Genomic DNA, 20,433 nt, shown 5'->3' on the forward strand with positions numbered 1-20,433 from the left:
ATCTCCCGGGGGGAGGCAGGGCGCTGAGAAAGCGCCGAGCCTGATAAAGATATCAGCCGATCTTGATCGTCGTGTCGTCGACGAAATTGTTGAGCGGGATATCCATGTTGCGCGGGGCCGGCCCGTGGCGGATACGGCCAGCGGTGTCGTAGACGGAGCCGTGGCAGGCGCAGAACCAGCCGCCGAATTCGCCCGCTTCACCGGTCGGCACGCAGCCGAGATGGGTGCAGATGCCGATCATGACGAGGAATTCTTCGCGGCCCGCCGGGCTGCGGTTTTCCATCGTCGCCGGGGCCCCGGCTTCGAGGTTTTCGTTGCGTGCCACCGGATCTTTCAGATCCTCAAGCGGCGTGTCGCGCGCTGCCGCCACCTCTTCCGGGGTGCGGTAGCGGATGAAGACCGGTTTGCCGCGCCACATGACGGTGATCGACTGGCCGGCTTCCATGCCAGATACGTCGACCTGGATGGAGCCCAGCGCGAGCGCCGAACTGTCGGGGTTCATTTGGTCGATGAACGGCCAGGCGAGGCCGCCGACAGCCGCGACCGTCATGGCGCCGGTCGCGACGACGATGAAGTCGCGTCGCGTAGGCTCGCCGCCTCCGCTCGTTACAGCTGCGGTCATGGAATTTGCTCCCTTGCCGATAAAAAGGACGCCGGCCCTTCGGAGAGCGTGTCAACGACGGAGTGGGGACGAGGTCGTGTCGGTACAGCCGCCGCCGCAGGCCATCCGATGGTCCGGCAAACTCAATGTAGGTGAGCGCCGACGACCGCAGAAATAGTAATATCAGAGGGGCATACTCAGCTTTTGCGAGGGTCTCGCCGAAAGCTGAGGCAAAGCGCTTCGCGCGACGTCGAGGAGGCCGGTGAGAAGCGCGTTCTGGGGTTTGCGGTCCGCATAGACGAGACGCTGCGCCGCCCGGCCTTCCATGTCGGACAGCCAGGAGATGCCGGGCGTTTCGGCCGAGCAGGCGGAGATGTGCAGGAAGCCGCCGGCCATGCCGCCGGCGATGAGCTCGCGGGCGGTCTTTTCGGGAACCGTGCCGGCGATCGCCTGGGGATGGATGTCGCGCTCGCGCAGGATTGCTTCGGCGAGCCTGCGGCATTGGGTGCCGGGGGGCGGCAGAAGCCAGGGAATTTCCGAGAGCGCCTGGCTGTCGGCGCCCGCGAGCCGTTCCTGCCAGGCACTCGGAATGGCCGCACGCACCACGATCGTGTCGATCTCCACCGCGGCAAGGCCGGCTTCGAGATCGGGCTCGGTGGAGACGCAGCCGGCCAGAAGCTCTCCAGAGCGGATGCGTTCCAGGATATCCGTCGAGGAGGCCTCGCAGATGTCGAGCCGGGTGAGGGGATGCGCCAGCGCCATGCCGGCGATGAGACCCGCAAGACGATGCTCGCAGGCGCAGGGCGAGATGCCGAGACTGATCACGCCCTTGAGGGTGCCGCCGATCGAGCGGCCATGATCGAGAAATGCCTCACGGGCTTTGAGAACGGCACGTGCCCGCACCAGCATCTCCGCACCTGCCGCCGTAAGCCGCATGCCCTGCGAGGAACGCTCGAAGAGGGCAAAGCCGAGCTCTTCCTCGAGCTGTTTGATATGTGCGCTGACGGCCGGCTGGCTGGTGGCGAGATGTTCTGCCGCGCGCGAGATCGAACCGGTCTCGGCAACGCCGACGAGGCTGCGCAAATGGTGAAATTCCAACGGCCTGCCTTGCTGCTGCGGGGATCACATGATGCAACTTGCATATAAGGAGCGCGATCGCAGGATTAAGCCGTGATCGGCGGGCGGAACGTCGCGGCTGTCACGCGCCATTGCGGATGGCTCAGGCGGCGTTGGCCGTCTGCTGGTGCAAGGGCAGGGACAGCGTAACGCGTGTGCCGACGCCCTCTGAGGAATCGATGCGCATCGCGCCGCCGTGCAGCTGCACGATCGACTGGGTGATGGCGAGGCCGAGACCGGACCCCTTGTGGTCGCGCGTCATCTGGCGGGCCACCTGCTCGAAAGGCCGACCGAGCCGCTCGAGCGCTTTTTTCGGAATGCCGATGCCGGTGTCTTCCACCGCAATCAGGGCTTCGCCGCCGCGCCTGCGGACACTGATCTTCACCTTGCCGTCGGTGGGCGTGAATTTCACGCCGTTGGAAACGACGGCGAGCAGGGCCTGACGCAACGCCTTTCGGTCGGCATCGAGCCGGAAGTCCTTCTCCACATCCAGGCGGATGTCGATGTTGCTTTCGGCAGCTTCCTTGCTGAGGCTTGCGACCACCTCTTCGGCGAGTTCGGCAAGATCGACCTCGCTCGGATCGAGGGAGATGTGGCCGGATTCCAGCCGCGTCATGTCGAGAATGTCGGAGATGACGCTGAGGAGATACCCTCCGGAATCGCGGATATCGGCGCAGTATTCTTCGTACTTCTCGTTGCCGAGCGGGCCGAAGGCGCCCGATTGCATCATCTCGGAGAAGCCGATGATGGCGTTGAGCGGCGTTCTGAGCTCGTGGCTGACATTGGCCATGAATTCCGATTTGACGCGGGAGAGCTCTTCGGCGTGCTCCTTCTCCAGCGCGTATTTCTCGGCGAGTTCGACGAGCTGCTGGGCCTGCTTTTCGAGCTGCTGGCGCGAGCCGCGGAGGTCGGCGACGGTCGCCGTCAGCTTGCGCTCGTTCTCCAGAAGCTGCGCTTCATGCTGCTTCAAGGCGGTGATGTCGGTGCCGACGGAGACGAAGCCGCCATCCTTGGTGCGCCGCTCGTTGATCTGCAGCCAGCGCCCGTCCTCGATGCGCGCTTCGACGGAGCGGCCGCCGAGCTGCGGGCTTTCGGCCGCGGGCAGGAGGCTTGCAAATTGCGGGCGCCGTCCGCTTGCCACCACATCGGCATAGGCGGTGCCGGGGCGCACCAGATTGTCCGGGAGCTGATAGAGCTCCTGATATTTGGAATTGCACAGGACGAGGCGGTTCGACGCATCCCACAGGACGAAAGCTTCCGAAATCGCCTCCACCGCATCGTGCAGGCGCAGATCGGCGGTGCGGGAGGCTTCCGCGGCGAGTTTCGATTCCGTCACGTCGACGGCGATGCCGATCCAATGCGGCCCGTCGGCATCGCGCACCACTTCGCCGCGCACGCGAACCCAGATCCAGCGCCCGGATTCGTGGCGCATGCGGAATTCGCGGTCGATCTGGGCGCCCTCGGCCTGGATGAGGGCGTTCGCCATTTCGATGAGATCGCCGTCTTCGGGGTGAATGCGCGACGAGACCTCCCCGGCGGAGAGGAGGTTGTTGAGCGCGGGAAGACCGACGATGTCGTACATCGACGGCGACCAGAAGATCGCCCCGCGCGACAGGTCCCAGTCCCAGAGCCCGGAACGGCCGCGCATCAACGCCATATGCACGCGGTTCTGCGTTTCACTGTAGATATAGTCGGCTTCCTCCGCGCGCGTCGTCTGCGCCTGATAGGCGAAGCCCAGGATCGACAGGATGATCGAGGTGCCGACGAAGACCGTCGCCTCCCGCGAGACCTGGCTGCGCCAGTTGGCGAAGACGGAGGAGAGAGGCTGGTAGATGGCGACGGAGCCCGTCGCCTCGCCGATATGGTGGACGGTGGCGAGCACGTCGTTGCCGTCCGGCAGGCGGATGGACAGAACACCTGCGCGCTCGCCGAGCGTGGTGAGCGGCTGGCCGGGGCCGAGAAGATCATCGAGCGAGCGGCCGACGAGTTCGACCGCATAAGGATCGACCGCGACGATCTTGCCGAGAGGATCGGCAAGCACGGTGACGCGGCCGGAATCCTCCGCGCCCGGCGGCAGCGCGTTGGCGAGGATGCCGTGATAGGTCTCCGACATCGCCGTTGCCGGCATCTGCCCGCGCATCTCTTCGAGATTGGTGGCGATTGCGCCCGCGAGCAGGCCGAGCGTCAGCTTGGCCTTGTTCTCGATATCGCCGCGCGCATCGCTCAACACCACGATCCGCATCATTCCGAGCGTGACGATGAAGAGAACGATGAGGAACGGGATGAGGCGGCGGATGAGCGGCTCCGCTCGCACCAGCCGCGCATAGGCAGGGTGGATGAAGAGGCGCGCATGGCCCGCCAGCGCTTGCCGGTCGAGGCGTCTCACATTGGGTAGACGCCTGAACGCGGACGCGATGGCTTGATGAGCCCGCGCCATGCAGTACCTCCAGTGATTTGGGGCAGCCGCACCCCCCGAATCACCTCATTTGAATCTTACCGAATCAGATTGTCCAGACCCGCAGGACGATCGGCTTCTACCCCAACGTGCGAATGACGATATCGGCCACGTCCGTGGAGAGGTCCGGACGGTCGGCAAGCGCCCGCAAAGCGGCCTCCGCATGCGTGCGCCGTCCCGGTTCGAGCAGCCGGTAGCTGCGGAAGCAGGTGGCGAGCCGCGATGCGACGGACGGGTTGCTCTTGTCGAGATCGGCAATCGCATTGGCGAGGAAATGATAGCCGGCGCCGTCGGGACGGTTGAAGGCCGTAGGATTGCCGGCCCCGAAGGTGCGCACCAGCGAATAGACCCGGTTCGGCGTCTTCCAGGAAAAGGCCGGATTCTGCGTGAGGGCCTCGACCTTCTTCAGTGTCTCGTGACCGGGCTGCATCGCCTGCACGGCGAACCATTTGTCGAGAACGAGCGGATTGTCGCTGTAGCGCTCGAAGAAGGCGTCGAGCGCAGCCGAGGAGCCGGTGAGGTTCTCGTGCACGAGAAGCCTGAGCGCCGCGAGACGCTCGGTGAGGTTGGTCGCCGTCTCGAAGGATCTGCGCACCTGCGTGCCTTCGTCCTGTCCGCGCGCCTTGCCGGCGGCGATCTGATAACGCCAGGCGGCGAAGGTGAGGGCGCGGCGCCCGGCATTGTCGGCATCGGGCGAATAGGCCGGCATTGCGGGCTCGCGCTTGGCCGCCTCGACGATGCGCTCGGCCGACTTCTCGCCGATGAAGCCGGCAAGCGCCTGCCGCGTCTCGTAGACGATGTCGGGATCGACATCCTTGGCGATCAGCTGGGCGATCTCGTTTTCCGACGGCAAAGCGAGGGCGAGCGCCCGGAAGGCCGGGTCGAAATCGGTGTTCTCGGCAAGTTCGGCGAACGCCGCCGCGAGCCTCGGGTCGAAGGAGGCGGCACCGCCGCTCGCAAGCGTCTGATAGCCAGAGAGGATGGCGCGCCGGGCCAGACTTTGCAGCGCTTCCCAACGGTTGAAGGCATCCGTGTCCTGGCGTGCCAGGAAGAAGAGATCGTCGTCGGTGAGATCCGCCTCGAGATGCACGGGCGCGGAAAACCCGCGCAGCACCGAGGGAACGGCTTCGGCGCGCACGCCACGGAAGGTGAGGTTCATCTCCTTGTCGGAGAGAAGGATGAGGCCGCGCCCGAGCGCGTCCTTGCCGGCCTCGCCGAGAGCGGCCGGGCCGTCGACATCCTCCCAGGAGAGATCCTGCCCGTCGGGGCCGACGAGACCGAAGGAGAGTGGAATGAGCTGCGGCTCTTTCGGCTTGTTGTCCGGCGTCCGCGGAAGCTCCTGGGCGAGGCTAAGCGAAAGAGTCTCCGCCTTCTCGTCATAGGTGTGGCTGAGCGTCACCTTCGGCGTGCCGGCCTGGTGGTACCAGAGCGAGAACTGGGTGAGATCCCTGCCGGTCGCCTCGGCAAAACACTCGATGAAATCCTCGATGGTGACGGCGCCGCCATCGTGGCGTTCGAAATAAAGGTCCATGCCGGCCCGGAAGCCTTCATCGCCCAGGACGAGCTTCAGCATGCGGCAGATTTCGGCGCCCTTTTCGTAGACGGTCGCCGTGTAGAAGTTGTTGATCTCGCGGTAGGCGGTCGGCCGCACCGGATGGGCGAGCGGACCGGCATCTTCCGGGAACTGCGCCTGACGCAGGCCGATCACGTCGGAGATGCGCTTGACCGGGCGCGAACGCATGTCGGAGGAGAATTCCTGATCGCGGAAGACGGTCAGGCCTTCCTTGAGGCAGAGCTGGAACCAGTCGCGGCAGGTGATCCGGTCGCCGGTCCAGTTGTGGAAATATTCGTGCGCGATCACGCCTTCGACATGGGCGTAATCCATGTCGGTTCCGGTCTCCGCATCGACGAGCACGTATTTGTCGTTGAAGACGTTGAGACCCTTGTTCTCCATCGCGCCCATGTTGAAGTCGGACACGGCGACGATGTTGAAGACGTCGAGATCGTATTCGCGCCCGAAGACTTCCTCGTCCCAGCGCATCGAGCGCTTCAGCGCATCCATGGCGTAGCGGCAGCGCTCTTCCTTGCCGTGCTCGCAAAAGATGCCGAGGCGCACGCGCCGGCCGGAGGCGGTGACGAATTCGTCGTGGATGGAGCCGAGGTCGCCGGCGACGAGGGCGAAGAGATAGGACGGCTTCGGAAACGGGTCGTGCCAGACCGCGTAATGGCGATCACTGCCATCCACCGGGCCGCTCTGGATGAGATTGCCGTTGGAGAGCATGACGGGCGTTCCCGCCCGCGGCGCTTCCATGCGCACGGTGTAGACGGCAAGGACGTCGGGCCGGTCGTAGAAATAGGTGATGCGGCGGAAGCCTTCCGCCTCGCATTGTGTCGTGTAGACGCCGCTCGAGCGGTAAAGCCCCATCAGGGCCGTGTTGTTCTCTGGATCGATCTCGGTGACGATCTTGAGGGTGAAAGGCTCGTGCGGCGGTGTGTGCAGGGTGAAGCGGTTCGGCGTCGCCTCGTATTCGTCGGCGCTGAGCGTGCGGCCGTCGACGAAGACCTGCTTCAGTTTCAGCCCGTCGCCGTCGAGGATGAGGGGCGGGTTCTCGGCCTGTGTGGGGGAGGGCTCGCGGCGACGGACGGCCAGCGAGGCGGTGACCTGCGTCGCCGTCGGATCGAGGCGGAAATCGAGATCGACGGTGTCGATGGCGTAATCGGTCGGTCGGTAATCTTCGAGCCGCACCACTGCGGCGCCCTCACGTTGCATCATAGGCTCCTTGCATCTCGCTGCCGCATGTAGAGACGAAATGAGCCGACGAAAAGGCAGGAGGCCGCGGTTTGCCTGCGATTTCGCGGAATTTGCGGCGCCTTTTCCGGCTTTCGCCCTTGCCGGCCTGTCTGCAATCGTCCATGCCGCGGCAAAAGTCTCCTCCCGTCACAGCCGAGCCTCGGACCGCCATGAAGAAACCGCTGCCAGAAATCGTCGAGCGTCGCCGGGTCTATGACGGCTGGAACCAGATGGACGAGCTGACGGTGACGGGGCTTTCGTCCCAGGCGCATAAGCGCGAAGTCATCGACCATGGCGATGCGGCGAGCCTTCTGCCTTATGATGTCGAGCGCCGCACGATCCTCCTCGTCAATCAATGGCGCGCGCCGCTTGCCGGCCGCCCCGAAGGCGGCTTCATCATGGAGGCCTGCGCCGGGATCATCGACCCGGGCGAGACGCCCGCGGAAGCGGCGCTGCGCGAGGCGGAAGAAGAGCTCGGCGTGAAGCTGAAAAAGGCGGAGCATGTGGCGAGCGTCTATCCCGCCCCCGGCTGCCTGACCGAATTCGCGCATCTCTTCCTGGCGCCCTATCGCCCGGAGGACCGCAAGAATGCGGGTGGCGGCAAGGACGAGGAAGGCGAGGCGATCGAGGTCGTGGAGATGTCGTTCGACCGGCTTTTCGCCCTTGTGCGGGAAGCGGGGATCAACGATGCCAAGACATTGATCCTGGCCCAGGCGCTGCTTTTACGCGGTCTGTGACGCTCCGTCCTCTTGCCGGGCAGCAAACTTTTTCAAGCGTCCAATTGAACCGAACAGATTGTCCCGCGTTATCTGTCTCGAAAGCGCCTCTTGGCGCAGAAGACAGGAGTATTTGTCATGCTCGGTTGGGCCTTGACCTTTCTCGTGATCGCGCTGATTGCCGCGGTTCTTGGTTTTGGTGGTATTGCCGGTACGGCAGTGGGCATTGCCAAGATTATTTTCTTCGTCGCTGTGGTCCTGTTCCTGATCTCGGCCATCTTCGGCGGCATTCGCGGGCGTCGTATCTGACGCTCGCCTGAGCCAGAACATCTCGCCGAAAGGTCTCGGGGGTGTCTTCTCCAAGACCTCTCGCAAGATCGGGCGGTAAACCAGAGAGGCCGCTGCCGGCGAACCGGCGGCGGCCTTTTTCTATGCGCTTCTTTGTTCGATGTCCGGCGAAGCTCCTGGGGTCTCGCGATCCTGGGCCTCGCCGAAAGGCCCCTTTGCGCTCGCGATGCGTGCACGCTATCAGGCCCTCACGCGCGGTGAGCGCGACCCTGACGGAGAAGCATATGTCCGAGCCCCAAGCGCGCCCCAAAGCTCAGATCATCGCCGGCAAGGTGATCGCGCCGCAGACGATCGACAAGGTGAAGGCGGCACGCGAGACGCTCGAAGCGGAAACCGGCGTGAAGCCGGGGCTTGCCGTCGTCATCGTCGGCGAAGATCCGGCGAGCCAGGTGTACGTTCGCAACAAGGGGCTGAAGGCCGAGGAATGCGGCTTTCATTCCGAGACGCACCGTCTGCCGGAGGCAACGAGCGAGGCCGAGCTTCTGGCCCTCATCACACGGCTCAATGCGGACCCGAAGATCCACGGCATCCTGGCGCAGCTTCCCCTGCCCAAGCATATTTCCGAGAAGGCGGTGATCGCTGCGATCGATCCGGACAAGGATGTCGACGGGCTTTCCCCGATCAATGTGGGCCGGCTCGTGTCGGGTCTGGCCGATGAAGCGCTCGTCTCCTGCACGCCGGCGGGCTGTCTCGTCATGGCGAAATCGGTCACTCCCGATCTGAGCGGGCTCAACGCGGTCGTCGTCGGCCGCTCCAACATCGTCGGCAAGCCGGTGGCGCATCTGCTTCTGGCGGAAAACTGCACGGTCACCATCGCCCATTCCAGGACGCGCGATCTCCCATCCGTCTGCCGCTCGGCCGATATCCTGGTCGCGGCCGTCGGACGGGCGAAGATGATCAAGGGCGATTGGGTGAAGCCGGGCGCGACCGTCATCGATGTCGGCATCAACCGCATTCCCGCACCGGAAAAGGGCGAGGGCAAGACGCGGCTCGTCGGCGACGTCGATTTCGACGAGGCCGCGGAGGTTGCCGGCGCCATCACGCCCGTGCCGGGCGGCGTCGGACTGATGACCATCGCCATGCTGATGGCGAATACGGTGATTGCGGCATCGCGCAAGGCGGGTCGTCCGGAGATCGGGGCGGGAATTCTAAAAGGCTGAGCCTCCCGCGACGGCGGGCCGTATGGTCGTGGCGGCCCGCCTTCTCTATTTTCTGGAAATGACCGATTTCATCCCTGGCCGTCAAAGCACGAGCCCCGTGGCCGCGGGCGATAAGCGCCTCGACACGCGTTCCTTTCACAAGAACCACGTGCCGATCCGCGAGGCGTTGACGCCTTTTCTCAAGACGCGCTCAGGCGATGTTCTGGAAGTGGGCTCCGGCTCCGGCCAGCATGTCTTGGGCTTCGCCAAGGCCTTTCCGCAGCTCACCTTCTGGCCTTCCGACATAGAGCCCGTGCATCGGGCGAGCATCGCCGCCTGGGCGGAGCTCGACCTGCAGCCCAATCTGCGCGATGTCGTCGATCTCAATCTGTGCGACGATTGGCGTCTCGGGGAGAGTGACGGCGCAGCGGGGCGACCGCCGGCGGAGCTTGCCGCCATCCTCGCCATCAACATCCTGCATGTGACACCTTTTGTGGTGTCGGGACATTTGATGGCGGGTGCCGGCCGTTATCTCGCTGACGACGGGCTTCTCTTCATTTATGGCCCGTTCGCCCATGATGGCGCCATGAGCGAAAGCAATGCCGAGTTTGACGCGCAATTGCGGGCGGCGAACTCGGAATGGGGCCTGCGCGACGTGCAGGCGCTCTGCGTCCTTGCCGGCGCGAACGGGTTGAAGCCGGTCGACAAGATCGAGATGCCGGCGAACAACCACATTCTGGTCTACGGACGCTGAGGAGGCGTTTCCTCAGAAGCGCTGTCTGGCGAGAAGCGCGATCGTTTCCATCACCTCGCCGACGGCGTCGACGACGCCGCCGAGCTCCATGAAGCCGTGGACCTGCCCGGGGAAATGCCGGTGCAGGACCTCGACGCCGGCATCGCGGAGCTTTTGCGCATAGGCCGCGCCGTCATCGAGCAGCGGATCATTGCCGCCGGTGATGATAAGGGCGGGCGGCAGGCCGTGATGGTCTTCGGCAAGAAGCGGCGAGGCGCGCCAGTCGAGCCCTGCCTCGGCATCGGGCAGGTAGTTGGTGACGAGCGCGATCATGTCTTCAAGCGTGATCGGCGGCGCCTTGGCATTGGCGATGCGTGAGGGGCGCGAATTGGAGGCTTCGCTGTTGTCGGTCGCGGGATAGAGAAGCACCTGGAAGGCAATTTTCGGCGTGTCTTCGCGAAGCGCGAGCGTCGTGACGGCGGCAAGGCTGCCGCCGGCGCTGTCGCCTGCGATGGCAATCCGGTTCCCATCGATACCGAGCTCGCCGGCATGGGCGCCGATCCAGCGCGTGGCGGCGATCGCATCCTCAGGGCCCGCCGGAAACGGATTTTCCGGGGCGAGGCGGTAATCGACGGAAACGATCCGGCAGCGGGCGGTATCGGCCATACGTCGGCAGAGTGTGTCCGCCGTGTCGAGCGTGCCGAGCACCCAGCCGCCGCCATGCAGATAGATGATCGCGGGTCCGGTCTCGTCGACGCCGTGAGGCGTGTAGAGTCTGAGCCGGATCGGCCCGGCCGGCCCGTCGGCCGCCACGTCTTTCACCTCCGCCATATCGATGATCGGGCCGCCGAATGTGTGCTGCAGCACGCCCTGGGTGGCGCGCATCTCCGCGACACTCATTGTGTGCAGAGGCGGCCCGCCGGCCTTGGCCATGCGTTGAAGCACCGTTTCGACTTGCGGATCGATGGGCATGTTCGTCCTTTCCTGTCTGCCGACGCGCCTGGCGCAGAGGCGCTGCCTCTGGCTGCCGAGCGTCGGCTGTCAGGTCGGATTTAGGTGGGTTCCAGAGCGCCGCGAGGAAAAACCCGGCCCGGCATAGGAGATGGCCGGCGAGTGCATGGGGGAGATGGCTGGCGAGGGCGGGGGGGAGATGGCGGGCGAGGGCGGACCGATCCGTCCGCCCGCCTCAGATGACCAGCTTCTCGGTTGCGCCCGATTCAAGCTCCCACCAGGCCTCCCAGGTGCCGTGTCTGCGAGCCAGCATGAGATAGTTGCGCTCCGCCGTATAGATCGTGCTTTTGCCGGGAAGCGGCAGCAGCTTGATCTTGTGCTGTTTCAAGGGCGCAGAGCCGAGGCTTGCGAGCGCGCCGAGTGCCGCCGCATAGGCTTTTGGGGGCGGCGGATGGGTGATGCCGGAGGCGACGAGCTGATGGAGCTCGCCGGTATCGGAGGCGAGCGTGCCGCGCGTTGCAAGATGGATCTCGCCGGAAAGAACGGTGAGGCGCGTATTGTCCCGCTCATGCGCGGCAAGAAGCGTGCGCAGGAACTTGCACCATTCCTCGCGATGCGTGCGGCTTTGCCACTGATCGCGCAGATCGTCCTCGTATTTCTCCGCGATCGGCGTGATCCGCATCACGGTCTCGATGAGCGACAGCCGCGGCCCGAGCGCCGGCACGCTCGACAACAGAAGGATGCGGCCATCCTCGGCGTCGGCGAGCGCCGTCGCGAGTGTGCGCCATCCGGCCGGACCCATGACCCGGTCGCGCCGTCGTTCTGAGCGCAGGTCCGGCGCGATGAGCATCAGCCCCGGCAATTTTACGCGCCAGGTGAGCGAGAGGCCGGAGGGATCGGGGCAGACGTCCGGCAGCGCCCCTTCCACGGCACCCATCTGGAAAAGCAAGAAGTGCTCGCGTGCCACCGCGAAGACGGCGTTGCCGACGGGTGAATCGAGTTTTTTGTTCGGCAGCGAGCCCCAGCCGTCGCAAATGTCGTGGTCGTCCCACATGGCGAGCGAGGGCACACGGCAGAGGATGTCGGCGATGGCCGGCTGGCCGTAGAGCTCAAGATAGCGCTGCAGCAAAACCCGGCGCAGGGCGGCGACGACTTCCGGCACTTCCGCGCCGGAATTGGAGCCCGGATCGCCGCGCTCGCGGCCCCATTCGCGCGTCAGCGGATGCGCATCGAGGATTTCGTCGGCATAAATCTGGTCGCCGCCATGCAGGAGAAGATGCAGCGGCTTCCGCGCATGCGCCGCGTCGAGGCGCGCCCAGAGGACATTGCGGCTTTCCTCAGGCCGTTCCCTGTCGCCTTCCTCCTGGCCGTTGCAGGAGACGAAGGCGATCGCGAGGTCGCTGTCATAAGCGGTGTTGACGACATAACGCGTGCCTTCGAGCTCGTACCAGGCGGCTTTCTGCACGTCGGCGCCTGTCGGCAAGGTGAAGGTGTAGCGGATGGCGAGGAGGCCGTAGCGCGACAGGAGAAGCTCCGGCTCCACGGCACCGTTGCGTGTGACGAGGTTGGGAAGCTCCGGCATGAACGGGCGGATGAGGAGCGCGGCGAGCCGCACCCGGTCCCCCTCCATGCCGCGCAGGAAGAGAAGCGGCTTCAGCCGTCCGGCGAGGCGTTGCAATTCGGCATTGTCGGCGATGTCTGTGACGCGGCCGGTCATGGCGTGTCGTCTTTCGGCGCGCCCGTCGCGCGGGCAGCTGTCGCGGGCGAATCGAGCATGGGAACCTCGGCGGCTGAGCGTCTACCGTGGTAAATCGGTGCGTGACCCTGTCAACGGTGCCATCGTCGCGCGGGTGCCGGATCCTCAGCCGAGAATATCATAGGCCGTGCGCAGAAAAATCCGTGCGCCGATGGGAATGAGATCGTCCGGGAAATCGTATTCGGGATCGTGCAGGGCGGGATGCGTCTCGCCGGCGCCGAGGAAGAGGAGGGCCGATTTCGCGCTTGCGCCGAAACGTCCGAAATCCTCCGAGGCGCGCATCGGTTCGCCGGGGGCGTGGGAGATCCGCTCATGGTCGAGCGCCTGGCGGAGATGCGCAACCGCGTCCGGATCGTTGTCGGAGGCGAAGAAGACGTCCTCATAGGCGATGTCGAAGGAGAGGCCGCAGGCGCCGGCCGTCTCCGCCACCAGCGCGTCGGCGCGCGCGACGAGCGCCTCCATCCGCGCATCCTGAAGCGTGCGGAGTGTCGTAAAAATCTCCGCTTCGCCTGGGGCGATGCCGAAGGCCGGCTCGCCCATCGCCGCATGGGTGACGGTCACGAGCGAGAAATCCTCTGAAAGCGCGCCGCCTGCCGCGAGTGCCGTCAGCTCCGGCATCAGCCGCGAGACGGCCGGCATCGGCGAGATGCCGGTCTCGGGCTGCGAGGCATGGGCAGTGCGGCCGGTGAGGGTGATCTTCATGCCGCGCGAGGCGCAGGCGGCAGCGCCTTCCTTCAGCGCGACATGGCCGAGGCGGAGGCCCGGGAAATTGTGGAGCGCGAAGCCGAAATCGGGCGCGATCTCGGCAAAGCGCGGATCGGCGAGGATGGCGGCCGCGCCCGCGCCGGTCTCTTCCGCCGGCTGGAAGAGCAGAACGACGCGGCCGCTTTCGGGGCGGCGACAGGCAAGGCCGCGGGCGACCCCGGCGAGGATCGCCATATGCCCGTCATGGCCGCAAAGATGGCCCTTGCCGGGGATCTGCGAGCGGTGCGGCGCTTGCGTGCATTCCATGATCGGCAGCGCGTCGAGCTCGCAGCGGAACAGAACCGTGGGGCCGGGCCGGCCGGATTCATAAAAGACCGCGAGCCCATGCCCGCCGAGCCCTCTCATGAGCCGGTCGGGCTTCGTCGGTGCGAGAAAGGCTCCGACATCCGCGGCGGTCTTCTCCTCCTCGCCGGAGATTTCCGGCCGCTGGTGGAGTTTTCGCCGCCATTCCGTCAGTTCGACGATGTCGCGATTGGAGAGGGTCATGGGCGGGTCCGGACAAGGAAAAGACGAGGCGAGAGCGCTGAGCGAGGGAACGTCGGAGACCCTCGCCCGTTCGGCGTGCCAGGGCGGAATCTGGCACGACCCGATGAGGCGTGCCACCTTGCGTGTATGAGAACAAGTTCGGAGAAGAGCATGAAGCCTGCCGCAGCCGCGACCTTTTTGAGCCTTTCGGTGGCGATGTTTCCAATATGGGCGGCGGCCCAGTCGACGCTCAGCGGGGCGCATGAAGTCGGGGAACTGACGAGCGTCCAGGCGACGCTGGAAGATACGCCCGATTCCTCCCCGGCGACGCTGCGTGTGCGTGGCCTGATCACGGCGCCGGAGCCCTGTCAGGTCGCGACGGCCGAAGCGGTCGGCGAGGGGGAGAGCCAGACGGCGGGCATTGCCCGCGTCCTGAAGATCCGCGTGACGACGGCCCGCGCATCCGAAGACCAGGCATGCACGCAAAAACTCACCGATCTGCAGTTCCAGTTCACGCAGGAGGCGGGCCTGCGCGAATTCGAGGAGGTGGAAGTCATCTCCGACAGCGATATCGAGCGCGCTCTGGTCGAGCTCGCCGAATAGGTCTGGCGCGCGGAATGTCCGGCGGACAGGTCGAACTTGCGCCACTTTGCAAATCCGTATACTTTGCATTGCAGAGTTAATCGGAGGCGCTGATGCGCGACCTTCAAAAGGCCCTTGCCGATATCGATGAGATCCGCAACCAGATGGCGGCGGCGACGGCGTTCCGTGGTTTTGGCCCGGGCGCGCTCGCGACGACGGGCGTGCTCGCCTTTCTGATGGCGGCGGCGCAGCAGGCTCTGATCGGCGCGCCGCTTGCGCATCCCATTGCCTTTTTCGGCGGCTGGATCGCCACCGCCGTGATTTCCGCGACGATTATCGGCGTGGAGATGGCGGTGCGAACCCGGCGCCATCATGCCGGGCTTGCCGACGCCATGCTCTACAATGCCGTGCAGCAATTTCTGCCGGCGGGCGCGGCGGGCGCGCTTTTTACCCTCGCCATCGCGCGGGTCGCACCGCAGGCTCTGTGGATGCTCCCCGGCCTGTGGCTCGTCTTCGTCAGTCTCGGGGTCTTCGCCTCGGCGCGGTCGCTGCCGCGCGGCATTCACCTCGCCGGGGTCTGGTATTTCGTGTCGGGCTTCGTCGTCTTCGCGCTTGCGAGCGACGGTCCGCATCTGTCGCCCTGGATGATGGGCATTCCCTTTTCGGTCGGACAGGTGGCGATTGCCGCGATCCTCTATTGCGCGCCGGGAGAGGCCGATGGTTGAGACGAAGGGCGCTTCCGCCCAATCTGCTGCGCCTTATTCCTACGAAGGGCTCGATCGGGTGATCCACGAAAAGGCGCGGCTCGGCGTTCTGACCTCGCTCGCCACGCATCCGAAGGGTCTCGCCTTCGCCGATCTCAGAAAACTCTGCGGGCTGACGGACGGCAATCTGAGCCGGCATCTGCAGGTGCTCGAGGAGGCGGGGCTCGTGCGCCTCGACAAGGGCTTCGAGGGCAAGCGTCCGCTCACCACCTGCCGTATGACGGGAGAGGGGCGCCGCCGTTTCGTCGAGTATCTCGCGGTTCTGGAGCGCGTCGTGCGCGATGCGGCGGGTGCGTCGGGAGCGGCGGCGGACGAGGAGACAGAGCCCGCCGACGCCGATGCTGCGAAGGGACGGCTTCGGCCGAAGCTCGCCTGAATTCTGTTTTTTGCCAGGAGGCTTTGTAATGCAAAGTGGTCGCGACGACGGACTTCATGTCGCCATCATTATGGACGGGAACGGACGATGGGCGACGGCGCGCGGCCTTCCCCGAAAAGTCGGCCATGAGGCGGGTGTTGAGACGGTGCGCCGTGTGGTGCGTGCGGCGCCCTCGGAAGGCATCGGCACGCTGACGCTTTATGCGTTTTCGAGCGATAACTGGCGTCGCCCGAAGACGGAGGTGGCGGCGCTGATGCAGCTTTTGCGGCGCTATCTCGCCGGCGACGTGGACGAACTCGTCGACAACGGTGTCCGGCTTTCCGTGATTGGGCGGCGCGACCGGCTTCCCTTCGGACTTGGTGCGGCGATCGCAAGGGCGGAGGCGGCGACGGCTTCGGGCAGGAAACTCCATCTCCGCATCGCCTTCGACTATTCCGCCCGCTGGGCGATCGCGGAGGCTGCCAGAAACTGTGCCGCGGCGGGCGACATCTCCGAGGACGCGATGGCGAGCCGGCTTTGCGGAGCCGTCGCATCGCCCGACGTCGATCTTCTTCTGCGCACCGGCGGCGAAAAGCGGCTGAGCGATTTTCTCCTCTGGGAATGCGCCTATGCCGAACTTGCCTTCACCGGGGTGATGTGGCCGGACTTCTCCGCCGGCGATCTCGCGGAGACCGTCGCCGCCTTCCATTGCCGCGAGCGCCGCTTCGGCGGGCTGCCGGACGAGGCTCTTCAGGACCGCTCCGCCGCCTGAGACCCGAGCGTCCTGAAACCCGTCCAGTTTGGGCGCCGACATTCGCACCGCACGCGCCTGCGTGCCTCACAGAGATTACGGCGTGTCGCGGAAGAGCCATGATCGGGCGATGACGCGCCCTAAGCTCCTCTTTGAGGATCGGGTGTTCAAGGGAGCCGGGAATGCGGGACAAAGCGCGCGTGGTGGTGATCGGGGGCGGCGTCGTCGGCGTGGCGACCCTCTATCACCTGGCGAAAAAGGGCTGGTCGGATGTCGTTCTGGTGGAACGGCGCGAGCTCACCTCCGGCTCCACCTGGCATGCCGCCGGCCTCCTGCCGCTCTTCAACATGAGCTACTCGGTCGGCCAGATCCACAAATACTCCGTGCGCTTCTACCAGGAACTGGCGGAAGAGACCGGCATGGATACCGGCTTCCGCAAAGTCTCCAATGTGCGCCTTGCCCGCACCAGGGACCGCTGGGACGAATATCAATATTATGCGGGCGTGGCACGCACGATCGGCGTCAATGTCGTCGAGCTGACTCCTGAAGAGATCAAGGAGCGCTGGCCCTACGTCGAAACCGACGGGATCTTGGGAGCGATCGCCCATCCCGACGACGGCTATATCCAGCCCGCCGACCTCACCCAGGCGCTCGCCCGCGGCGCACGCAATCTCGGCGCCGAGATCAACCGCTACACCACGGTTCTGGGGCTCGAGCAGCAGCCGGATCATTCCTGGATCGTGAAGACCGACAAGGGCGACATCCACGCCGAGCACGTCGTCTCCGCCACCGGCAATTTCGTGCGCAAGACCGGCGAGATGGTGGGGCTCGAAATCCCCGTCATCCCGGTGGAACACCAGTATATCGTCACCGAGCCCATCCCGGCGATCCAGGAATTCCGCAAGAGCGGCGGCGCCGAACTCTGCGTTTTGAGAGAATCCGATTCCTCCTGGTATATGCGCGAGGAGGCGGGCGGCCTTCTGCTTGGACCTTACGAAAAGGGCGCGCCGGTCTGCTATGTCGAGGGCCCCGATCCCGATTCCGAATACGAGCTCTTCCAGGAAGATCTCGACCGCCTGATGCCGCATGTGGAGACGGCGATCACTCGCGTGCCCTATTTCGGCGAGGTCGGCGTCAAGAAGGTCTATAACGGCGCCATCGCCTATACGCCGGACGGCTCGCCGATGGTGGGTCCGGCCTGGGACCTGAAGAATTTCTGGCTGAACGAGGGGCATTCTTTCGGCGTGACCGCGGCGGGTGGCGCCGGCTGGCAGCTCGCCGAGTGGATCGTCGAGGGCGAGCCCTCGCTCGATCTGACGGGCGTCGATCCGCGCCGCTTCGGCCCCTACGCCTCGCGCGGCTATCTCAAGGCGAAGAACGAAGAGGCCTACGCCAACGTCTTCACCATGCATTATCCCGACGAGGAACGGGCGGCGGGCCGGCCCCTGAAGACCGCGCCGTGCTATTCGCGTATGGCCGATTTGGGCGCCGTCTTCGGCTCCGTCTATGGCTGGGAGCGGCCGAACTGGTTCGCGCCCAAGGGCTATGAAGTGCCGGCCGAAGAGCTCGACGTCGACGAGACGCTGACCAACGACAACCACCCGCCGGCCGACCATACGGGAAAAATCCGCGAGCGCTGGTCCTTCCGCCGCTCCAATTATTTCCCCTTCGTCGGCGAAGAGGTGAAGAATGTGACGAACGGCGTCGGCGTGCTCGACATGTCGGCCTTCGCCAAGATCGAGGTCTGGGGACCGGGCGCGCGCGCCTGGCTCGAAGCGATCTTCGCCAACCGCATTCCGAAGAAGCGCGGGCGCATCGCGCTCTGCCATCTGTTGACGCCGTCGGGCGGGGTGCGCTCGGAATTCACCGTCTACGAATGGGCGAAGGACCGCTTCTATCTCGTCTCCGCCGGGGCCTTTGAGCGCCACGACCACGATGTTTTGATGAAGCTCGCGCCGATGGACGGGACAGTGAGGCTGCGCCCGCTGACGACGCAGATGGGCGTTCTTGTCGTCGCCGGGCCGCGCTCGCGCGAACTTTTGCAGAAGCTCACCGACGCCGATTTGTCGAACGCCGCGTTCCCGTGGCTGTCGGGCCGCTTCGTCAATATCGGCATTGCGCAGGCGCATGCGCTGCGCGTCAACTTCGTCGGCGAACTCGGCTGGGAGCTGCATCATCCGATCGAGATGCAGAACACGATCTTCGATCTTCTCATGCGGGCGGGCGAAGAATTCGCCATCAAGCCCTTTGGTATCCGCGCGATGGACACGATGCGGCTCGAAAAGAGCTACCGGCTCATCCCGCGCGAGCTGTCGGTCGAATACAGCGCCTATGAGAGCGGGCTCGACCGTTTCGTGCATCCCAACAAGGGCCAGTTCATCGGCCGCGATCAACTGGTGGAGGCACGCGAGAAGGGCGACCGCTGGACCTTCGTGACGATGGAGGTCGCAGGCGTCACCGATGCCGATGCGCGCGGCTCTGAACCGATCTTCAAGCCGGGAACCAACGAACTCGTCGGCCGGGCCACCTCCGGCGGCTATGGCTGGCGGCTCGATACCTCGCTGGCGCTTGCCATGGTCCGGCCCGAAGAGGCCGATCTCGGCGGCGAGCTGGAGATCCAGATTCTCGGCGAGCGCAAGCGCGTGACGATCATTGAGGAGAGCCCGTTCGATCCGAACAATGGGAGATTGCGGGGGTAAACAAAGGAGGAGCAAATGACTGACTACGCGATCGTGATTGCTCCCTTGTCGAACGAGGATGGAGGCGGCTTTGTCGGGCGTGTCCCTGATCTTCCAGGCTGCATGTCGGATGGCGCGAGCGCCGAAGAGGCGCTGAGGAACACGCAGCTGGCGATCGTGGAATGGATCGAGGAGTGCAGACGCCTCGGTCGCAGCTTGCCTGAGGCCAGGGCCGGTCGAAGCAATCTCGCCGTGTCGTTCGATCCGAACAATGAGAGGCTCAGGGGATAGGGGCGGCGAAAGCGTCTTGCCGGGCTTTCTCGGGTGGCTGTAGAGAGGGCGCCATGACCTTTCCGACCGCTCAGACGCCCCCCGAAGACTGCACCACGATGGACGAGGTGCGCGCCGAAATCGACCGGCTGGACCGGATCCTCGTGACGCTCCTGGCCGAGCGCCAGCGCTACATCGAAGCCGCCGGGCGGATCAAACCGCGCGCCGATGAGGTTCGGCTGCCCTGGCGGATCGAGGATGTCGTCGCGAAGGTGCTTGCGGAAGCCCGCACGCAAGGGCTCTCGGAGAAGATCGCCGAGCCGGTCTGGCGCGAACTGATCGATCGCTCGATCGACCATGAGCACGAGGTCTGGGACCGCCACCGCTCAGCGGCCGTGGAAAAGAGCTCCTGACGCCTTGGCGAAGGAGGCCGACCGCCTCTGTCGGCGGCCGGATGCCGACGAAAGCCGCGGGCGCCCTCAATTCGACCGTGAAGCGACCTCGTCGAGATGGTGGAGAAGGTCGCCCGGGTCTTCATAGACGCGGAGCGCGCCGGCGCGTTCGAGCTCGTTCTGGCCGTAGCCGCCGGAAAGAAAGCCGACGCCGAGCGCCCGGCAGCGCGCTGCCGCCAGCATGTCCCAGATGGAATCCCCGACGACGATCGAACGCTCGATCGGCACGTCGAGACGGCGCGCGGCTTCCACGAAGAGATCGGGATCCGGCTTGGCGTGCTGCACCTGGTCGCGCGTGACGACGGTCGCTATGTCGGGATCGACGCCGAGCGCCTTCAAATTCGCCCCCGCCGTTTCCATGCGCCCGCTGGTGGCGATCGCCCAGGGTATGTTCTGCTCGCTCAAGGTCTTGAGAAGGTCCGAGGCGCCGGGGAGCGGCACGACCGAATGCACGAGGCGCTGATAGGCCTCCGCATGGAGGACGCGCAGCCGCTCGGCCATGTCCGGGCCGACATCCTTGTCGATCTCGCGCAGAAGCTGATGGGTGAAGAGCCCGCCGCTCATGCCGATCTTGCGGTGGATGCGCCAGACGGAAAGCGCAATGCCTTCATGGTCGAGCGCTTCGCGCCAGGCGAGGACGTGCTGATAGACGCTGTCGACGAGCGTGCCGTCGAGATCGAAGAGGAAGGCGTTGGACAAGGGTGTCTCCATGCTGCGCTCGCTTGGGGGCGGGGAGGGGCGCTGC

Annotated in this window: 19 protein-coding genes; 11 read left to right on the forward strand and 8 right to left on the reverse strand. The window is 65.3% G+C overall.

The window, feature by feature from the left end:
* Window positions 1–52: 52 nt before the first annotated feature.
* The 4 genes from petA to pepN all read right to left on the reverse strand — a co-directional run bounded on the left by petA (window position 53) and on the right by pepN (window position 6,942).
* The gene (petA, locus tag BLP76_RS03380) at window positions 53–622 is read right to left on the reverse strand and encodes a ubiquinol-cytochrome c reductase iron-sulfur subunit (protein ID WP_092809504.1); all 570 of its coding nucleotides are present in this window, start codon (window positions 620–622) and stop codon (window positions 53–55) included.
* A 162-nt stretch (window positions 623–784) separates the two neighbouring features.
* Window positions 785–1,699, reverse strand: coding sequence for a LysR family transcriptional regulator (locus tag BLP76_RS03385; protein WP_092809506.1), 915 nt, complete (start codon window positions 1,697–1,699; stop codon window positions 785–787).
* A gap of 121 nt (window positions 1,700–1,820) precedes the next feature.
* A complete protein-coding gene (locus BLP76_RS03390) occupies window positions 1,821–4,103 on the reverse strand; it encodes a sensor histidine kinase (RefSeq protein ID WP_244514399.1) in 2,283 nt (760 codons plus the stop codon).
* Window positions 4,104–4,251: 148 nt separating this feature from the next.
* Window positions 4,252–6,942 carry an aminopeptidase N gene (pepN, locus tag BLP76_RS03395; protein ID WP_092810116.1) on the reverse strand — a complete coding sequence of 897 codons (2,691 nt, stop codon included), beginning with the start codon at window positions 6,940–6,942 and terminating at the stop codon, window positions 4,252–4,254.
* Between the two features lie 191 nt (window positions 6,943–7,133).
* Between pepN and BLP76_RS03400 the strand changes: the two genes are divergently transcribed.
* From BLP76_RS03400 to BLP76_RS03415, 4 genes are all read left to right on the forward strand, one after another.
* The gene (locus BLP76_RS03400; protein ID WP_170130394.1) at window positions 7,134–7,700 is read left to right on the forward strand and encodes an NUDIX domain-containing protein; all 567 of its coding nucleotides are present in this window, start codon (window positions 7,134–7,136) and stop codon (window positions 7,698–7,700) included.
* Between the two features lie 117 nt (window positions 7,701–7,817).
* Window positions 7,818–7,988 (forward strand): DUF1328 domain-containing protein, encoded by a 171-nt coding sequence (locus BLP76_RS03405; RefSeq protein WP_092809512.1) that lies wholly within the window; start codon window positions 7,818–7,820, stop codon window positions 7,986–7,988.
* Between the two features lie 263 nt (window positions 7,989–8,251).
* Window positions 8,252–9,187 (forward strand): bifunctional methylenetetrahydrofolate dehydrogenase/methenyltetrahydrofolate cyclohydrolase FolD, encoded by a 936-nt coding sequence (gene folD, locus BLP76_RS03410; protein WP_092809514.1) that lies wholly within the window; start codon window positions 8,252–8,254, stop codon window positions 9,185–9,187.
* Between the two features lie 22 nt (window positions 9,188–9,209).
* Complete coding sequence (locus BLP76_RS03415; RefSeq protein WP_092809516.1) at window positions 9,210–9,920, forward strand: DUF938 domain-containing protein; 711 nt, start codon at window positions 9,210–9,212, stop codon at window positions 9,918–9,920.
* Window positions 9,921–9,932: 12 nt separating this feature from the next.
* On the opposite strand, the gene BLP76_RS03420 is transcribed toward BLP76_RS03415, so the two are convergent.
* From BLP76_RS03420 to BLP76_RS03430, 3 genes are all read right to left on the reverse strand, one after another.
* Window positions 9,933–10,871 (reverse strand): alpha/beta hydrolase, encoded by a 939-nt coding sequence (locus tag BLP76_RS03420; protein WP_092809518.1) that lies wholly within the window; start codon window positions 10,869–10,871, stop codon window positions 9,933–9,935.
* Window positions 10,872–11,085: 214 nt separating this feature from the next.
* Window positions 11,086–12,567 (reverse strand): alkaline phosphatase D family protein, encoded by a 1,482-nt coding sequence (locus tag BLP76_RS03425; RefSeq protein ID WP_244514400.1) that lies wholly within the window; start codon window positions 12,565–12,567, stop codon window positions 11,086–11,088.
* A gap of 144 nt (window positions 12,568–12,711) precedes the next feature.
* Window positions 12,712–13,857, reverse strand: coding sequence for an amidohydrolase (locus BLP76_RS03430; protein WP_092809520.1), 1,146 nt, complete (start codon window positions 13,855–13,857; stop codon window positions 12,712–12,714).
* A gap of 150 nt (window positions 13,858–14,007) precedes the next feature.
* On the opposite strand from BLP76_RS03430, the gene BLP76_RS03435 reads away from it, so the two are divergent.
* The 7 genes from BLP76_RS03435 (at window position 14,008) to BLP76_RS03465 (ending at window position 19,649) form a co-directional block, all read left to right on the forward strand.
* A complete protein-coding gene (locus BLP76_RS03435; protein ID WP_092809522.1) occupies window positions 14,008–14,439 on the forward strand; it encodes a hypothetical protein in 432 nt (143 codons plus the stop codon).
* 92 nt (window positions 14,440–14,531) lie between these two features.
* Window positions 14,532–15,143 (forward strand): hypothetical protein, encoded by a 612-nt coding sequence (locus BLP76_RS03440; RefSeq protein ID WP_092809524.1) that lies wholly within the window; start codon window positions 14,532–14,534, stop codon window positions 15,141–15,143.
* A complete protein-coding gene (locus BLP76_RS03445; protein WP_092809526.1) occupies window positions 15,136–15,558 on the forward strand; it encodes a winged helix-turn-helix domain-containing protein in 423 nt (140 codons plus the stop codon). Before BLP76_RS03440 ends, BLP76_RS03445 begins: the two co-directional genes overlap by 8 nt.
* Window positions 15,559–15,586: 28 nt before the next feature.
* On the forward strand, window positions 15,587–16,309 hold the full coding sequence (locus tag BLP76_RS03450; RefSeq protein ID WP_092809528.1) for a di-trans,poly-cis-decaprenylcistransferase: 723 nt from the start codon (window positions 15,587–15,589) through the stop codon (window positions 16,307–16,309).
* A gap of 161 nt (window positions 16,310–16,470) precedes the next feature.
* Window positions 16,471–18,987 (forward strand): GcvT family protein, encoded by a 2,517-nt coding sequence (locus BLP76_RS03455; RefSeq protein WP_092809530.1) that lies wholly within the window; start codon window positions 16,471–16,473, stop codon window positions 18,985–18,987.
* Window positions 18,988–19,002: 15 nt separating this feature from the next.
* Window positions 19,003–19,257 (forward strand): type II toxin-antitoxin system HicB family antitoxin, encoded by a 255-nt coding sequence (locus BLP76_RS03460; RefSeq protein WP_092809532.1) that lies wholly within the window; start codon window positions 19,003–19,005, stop codon window positions 19,255–19,257.
* A 53-nt stretch (window positions 19,258–19,310) separates the two neighbouring features.
* On the forward strand, window positions 19,311–19,649 hold the full coding sequence (locus BLP76_RS03465) for a chorismate mutase (RefSeq protein ID WP_092809534.1): 339 nt from the start codon (window positions 19,311–19,313) through the stop codon (window positions 19,647–19,649).
* A 66-nt stretch (window positions 19,650–19,715) separates the two neighbouring features.
* Here BLP76_RS03465 and BLP76_RS03470 read toward each other — a convergent pair whose 3' ends face one another.
* Window positions 19,716–20,399 carry an HAD family hydrolase gene (locus BLP76_RS03470; protein WP_200170542.1) on the reverse strand — a complete coding sequence of 228 codons (684 nt, stop codon included), beginning with the start codon at window positions 20,397–20,399 and terminating at the stop codon, window positions 19,716–19,718.
* Between the last annotated feature and the right edge of the window lie 34 nt (window positions 20,400–20,433).

The organism is Afifella marina DSM 2698 (assembly GCF_900102695.1).
GTDB lineage: Bacteria > Pseudomonadota > Alphaproteobacteria > Rhizobiales > Afifellaceae > Afifella > Afifella marina.

What these genes read in the sequence shown, in the direction of transcription:
- petA (WP_092809504.1), bottom strand. Translation starts at nt 622, where the DNA reads ATGACCGCAGCTGTAACGAGCGGAGGCGGCGAGCCTACGCGACGCGAC.
- pepN (WP_092810116.1), bottom strand. Translation starts at nt 6,942, where the DNA reads ATGCAACGTGAGGGCGCCGCAGTGGTGCGGCTCGAAGATTACCGACCG.
- BLP76_RS03400 (WP_170130394.1), top strand. Translation starts at nt 7,134, where the DNA reads ATGAAGAAACCGCTGCCAGAAATCGTCGAGCGTCGCCGGGTCTATGAC.
- BLP76_RS03405 (WP_092809512.1), top strand. Translation starts at nt 7,818, where the DNA reads ATGCTCGGTTGGGCCTTGACCTTTCTCGTGATCGCGCTGATTGCCGCG.
- folD (WP_092809514.1), top strand. Translation starts at nt 8,252, where the DNA reads ATGTCCGAGCCCCAAGCGCGCCCCAAAGCTCAGATCATCGCCGGCAAG.
- BLP76_RS03415 (WP_092809516.1), top strand. Translation starts at nt 9,210, where the DNA reads ATGGTCGTGGCGGCCCGCCTTCTCTATTTTCTGGAAATGACCGATTTC.
- BLP76_RS03420 (WP_092809518.1), bottom strand. Translation starts at nt 10,871, where the DNA reads ATGCCCATCGATCCGCAAGTCGAAACGGTGCTTCAACGCATGGCCAAG.
- BLP76_RS03425 (WP_244514400.1), bottom strand. Translation starts at nt 12,567, where the DNA reads ATGACCGGCCGCGTCACAGACATCGCCGACAATGCCGAATTGCAACGC.
- BLP76_RS03430 (WP_092809520.1), bottom strand. Translation starts at nt 13,857, where the DNA reads ATGACCCTCTCCAATCGCGACATCGTCGAACTGACGGAATGGCGGCGA.
- BLP76_RS03435 (WP_092809522.1), top strand. Translation starts at nt 14,008, where the DNA reads ATGAAGCCTGCCGCAGCCGCGACCTTTTTGAGCCTTTCGGTGGCGATG.
- BLP76_RS03440 (WP_092809524.1), top strand. Translation starts at nt 14,532, where the DNA reads ATGCGCGACCTTCAAAAGGCCCTTGCCGATATCGATGAGATCCGCAAC.
- BLP76_RS03445 (WP_092809526.1), top strand. Translation starts at nt 15,136, where the DNA reads ATGGTTGAGACGAAGGGCGCTTCCGCCCAATCTGCTGCGCCTTATTCC.
- BLP76_RS03450 (WP_092809528.1), top strand. Translation starts at nt 15,587, where the DNA reads ATGCAAAGTGGTCGCGACGACGGACTTCATGTCGCCATCATTATGGAC.
- BLP76_RS03455 (WP_092809530.1), top strand. Translation starts at nt 16,471, where the DNA reads ATGCGGGACAAAGCGCGCGTGGTGGTGATCGGGGGCGGCGTCGTCGGC.
- BLP76_RS03460 (WP_092809532.1), top strand. Translation starts at nt 19,003, where the DNA reads ATGACTGACTACGCGATCGTGATTGCTCCCTTGTCGAACGAGGATGGA.
- BLP76_RS03465 (WP_092809534.1), top strand. Translation starts at nt 19,311, where the DNA reads ATGACCTTTCCGACCGCTCAGACGCCCCCCGAAGACTGCACCACGATG.
- BLP76_RS03470 (WP_200170542.1), bottom strand. Translation starts at nt 20,399, where the DNA reads ATGGAGACACCCTTGTCCAACGCCTTCCTCTTCGATCTCGACGGCACG.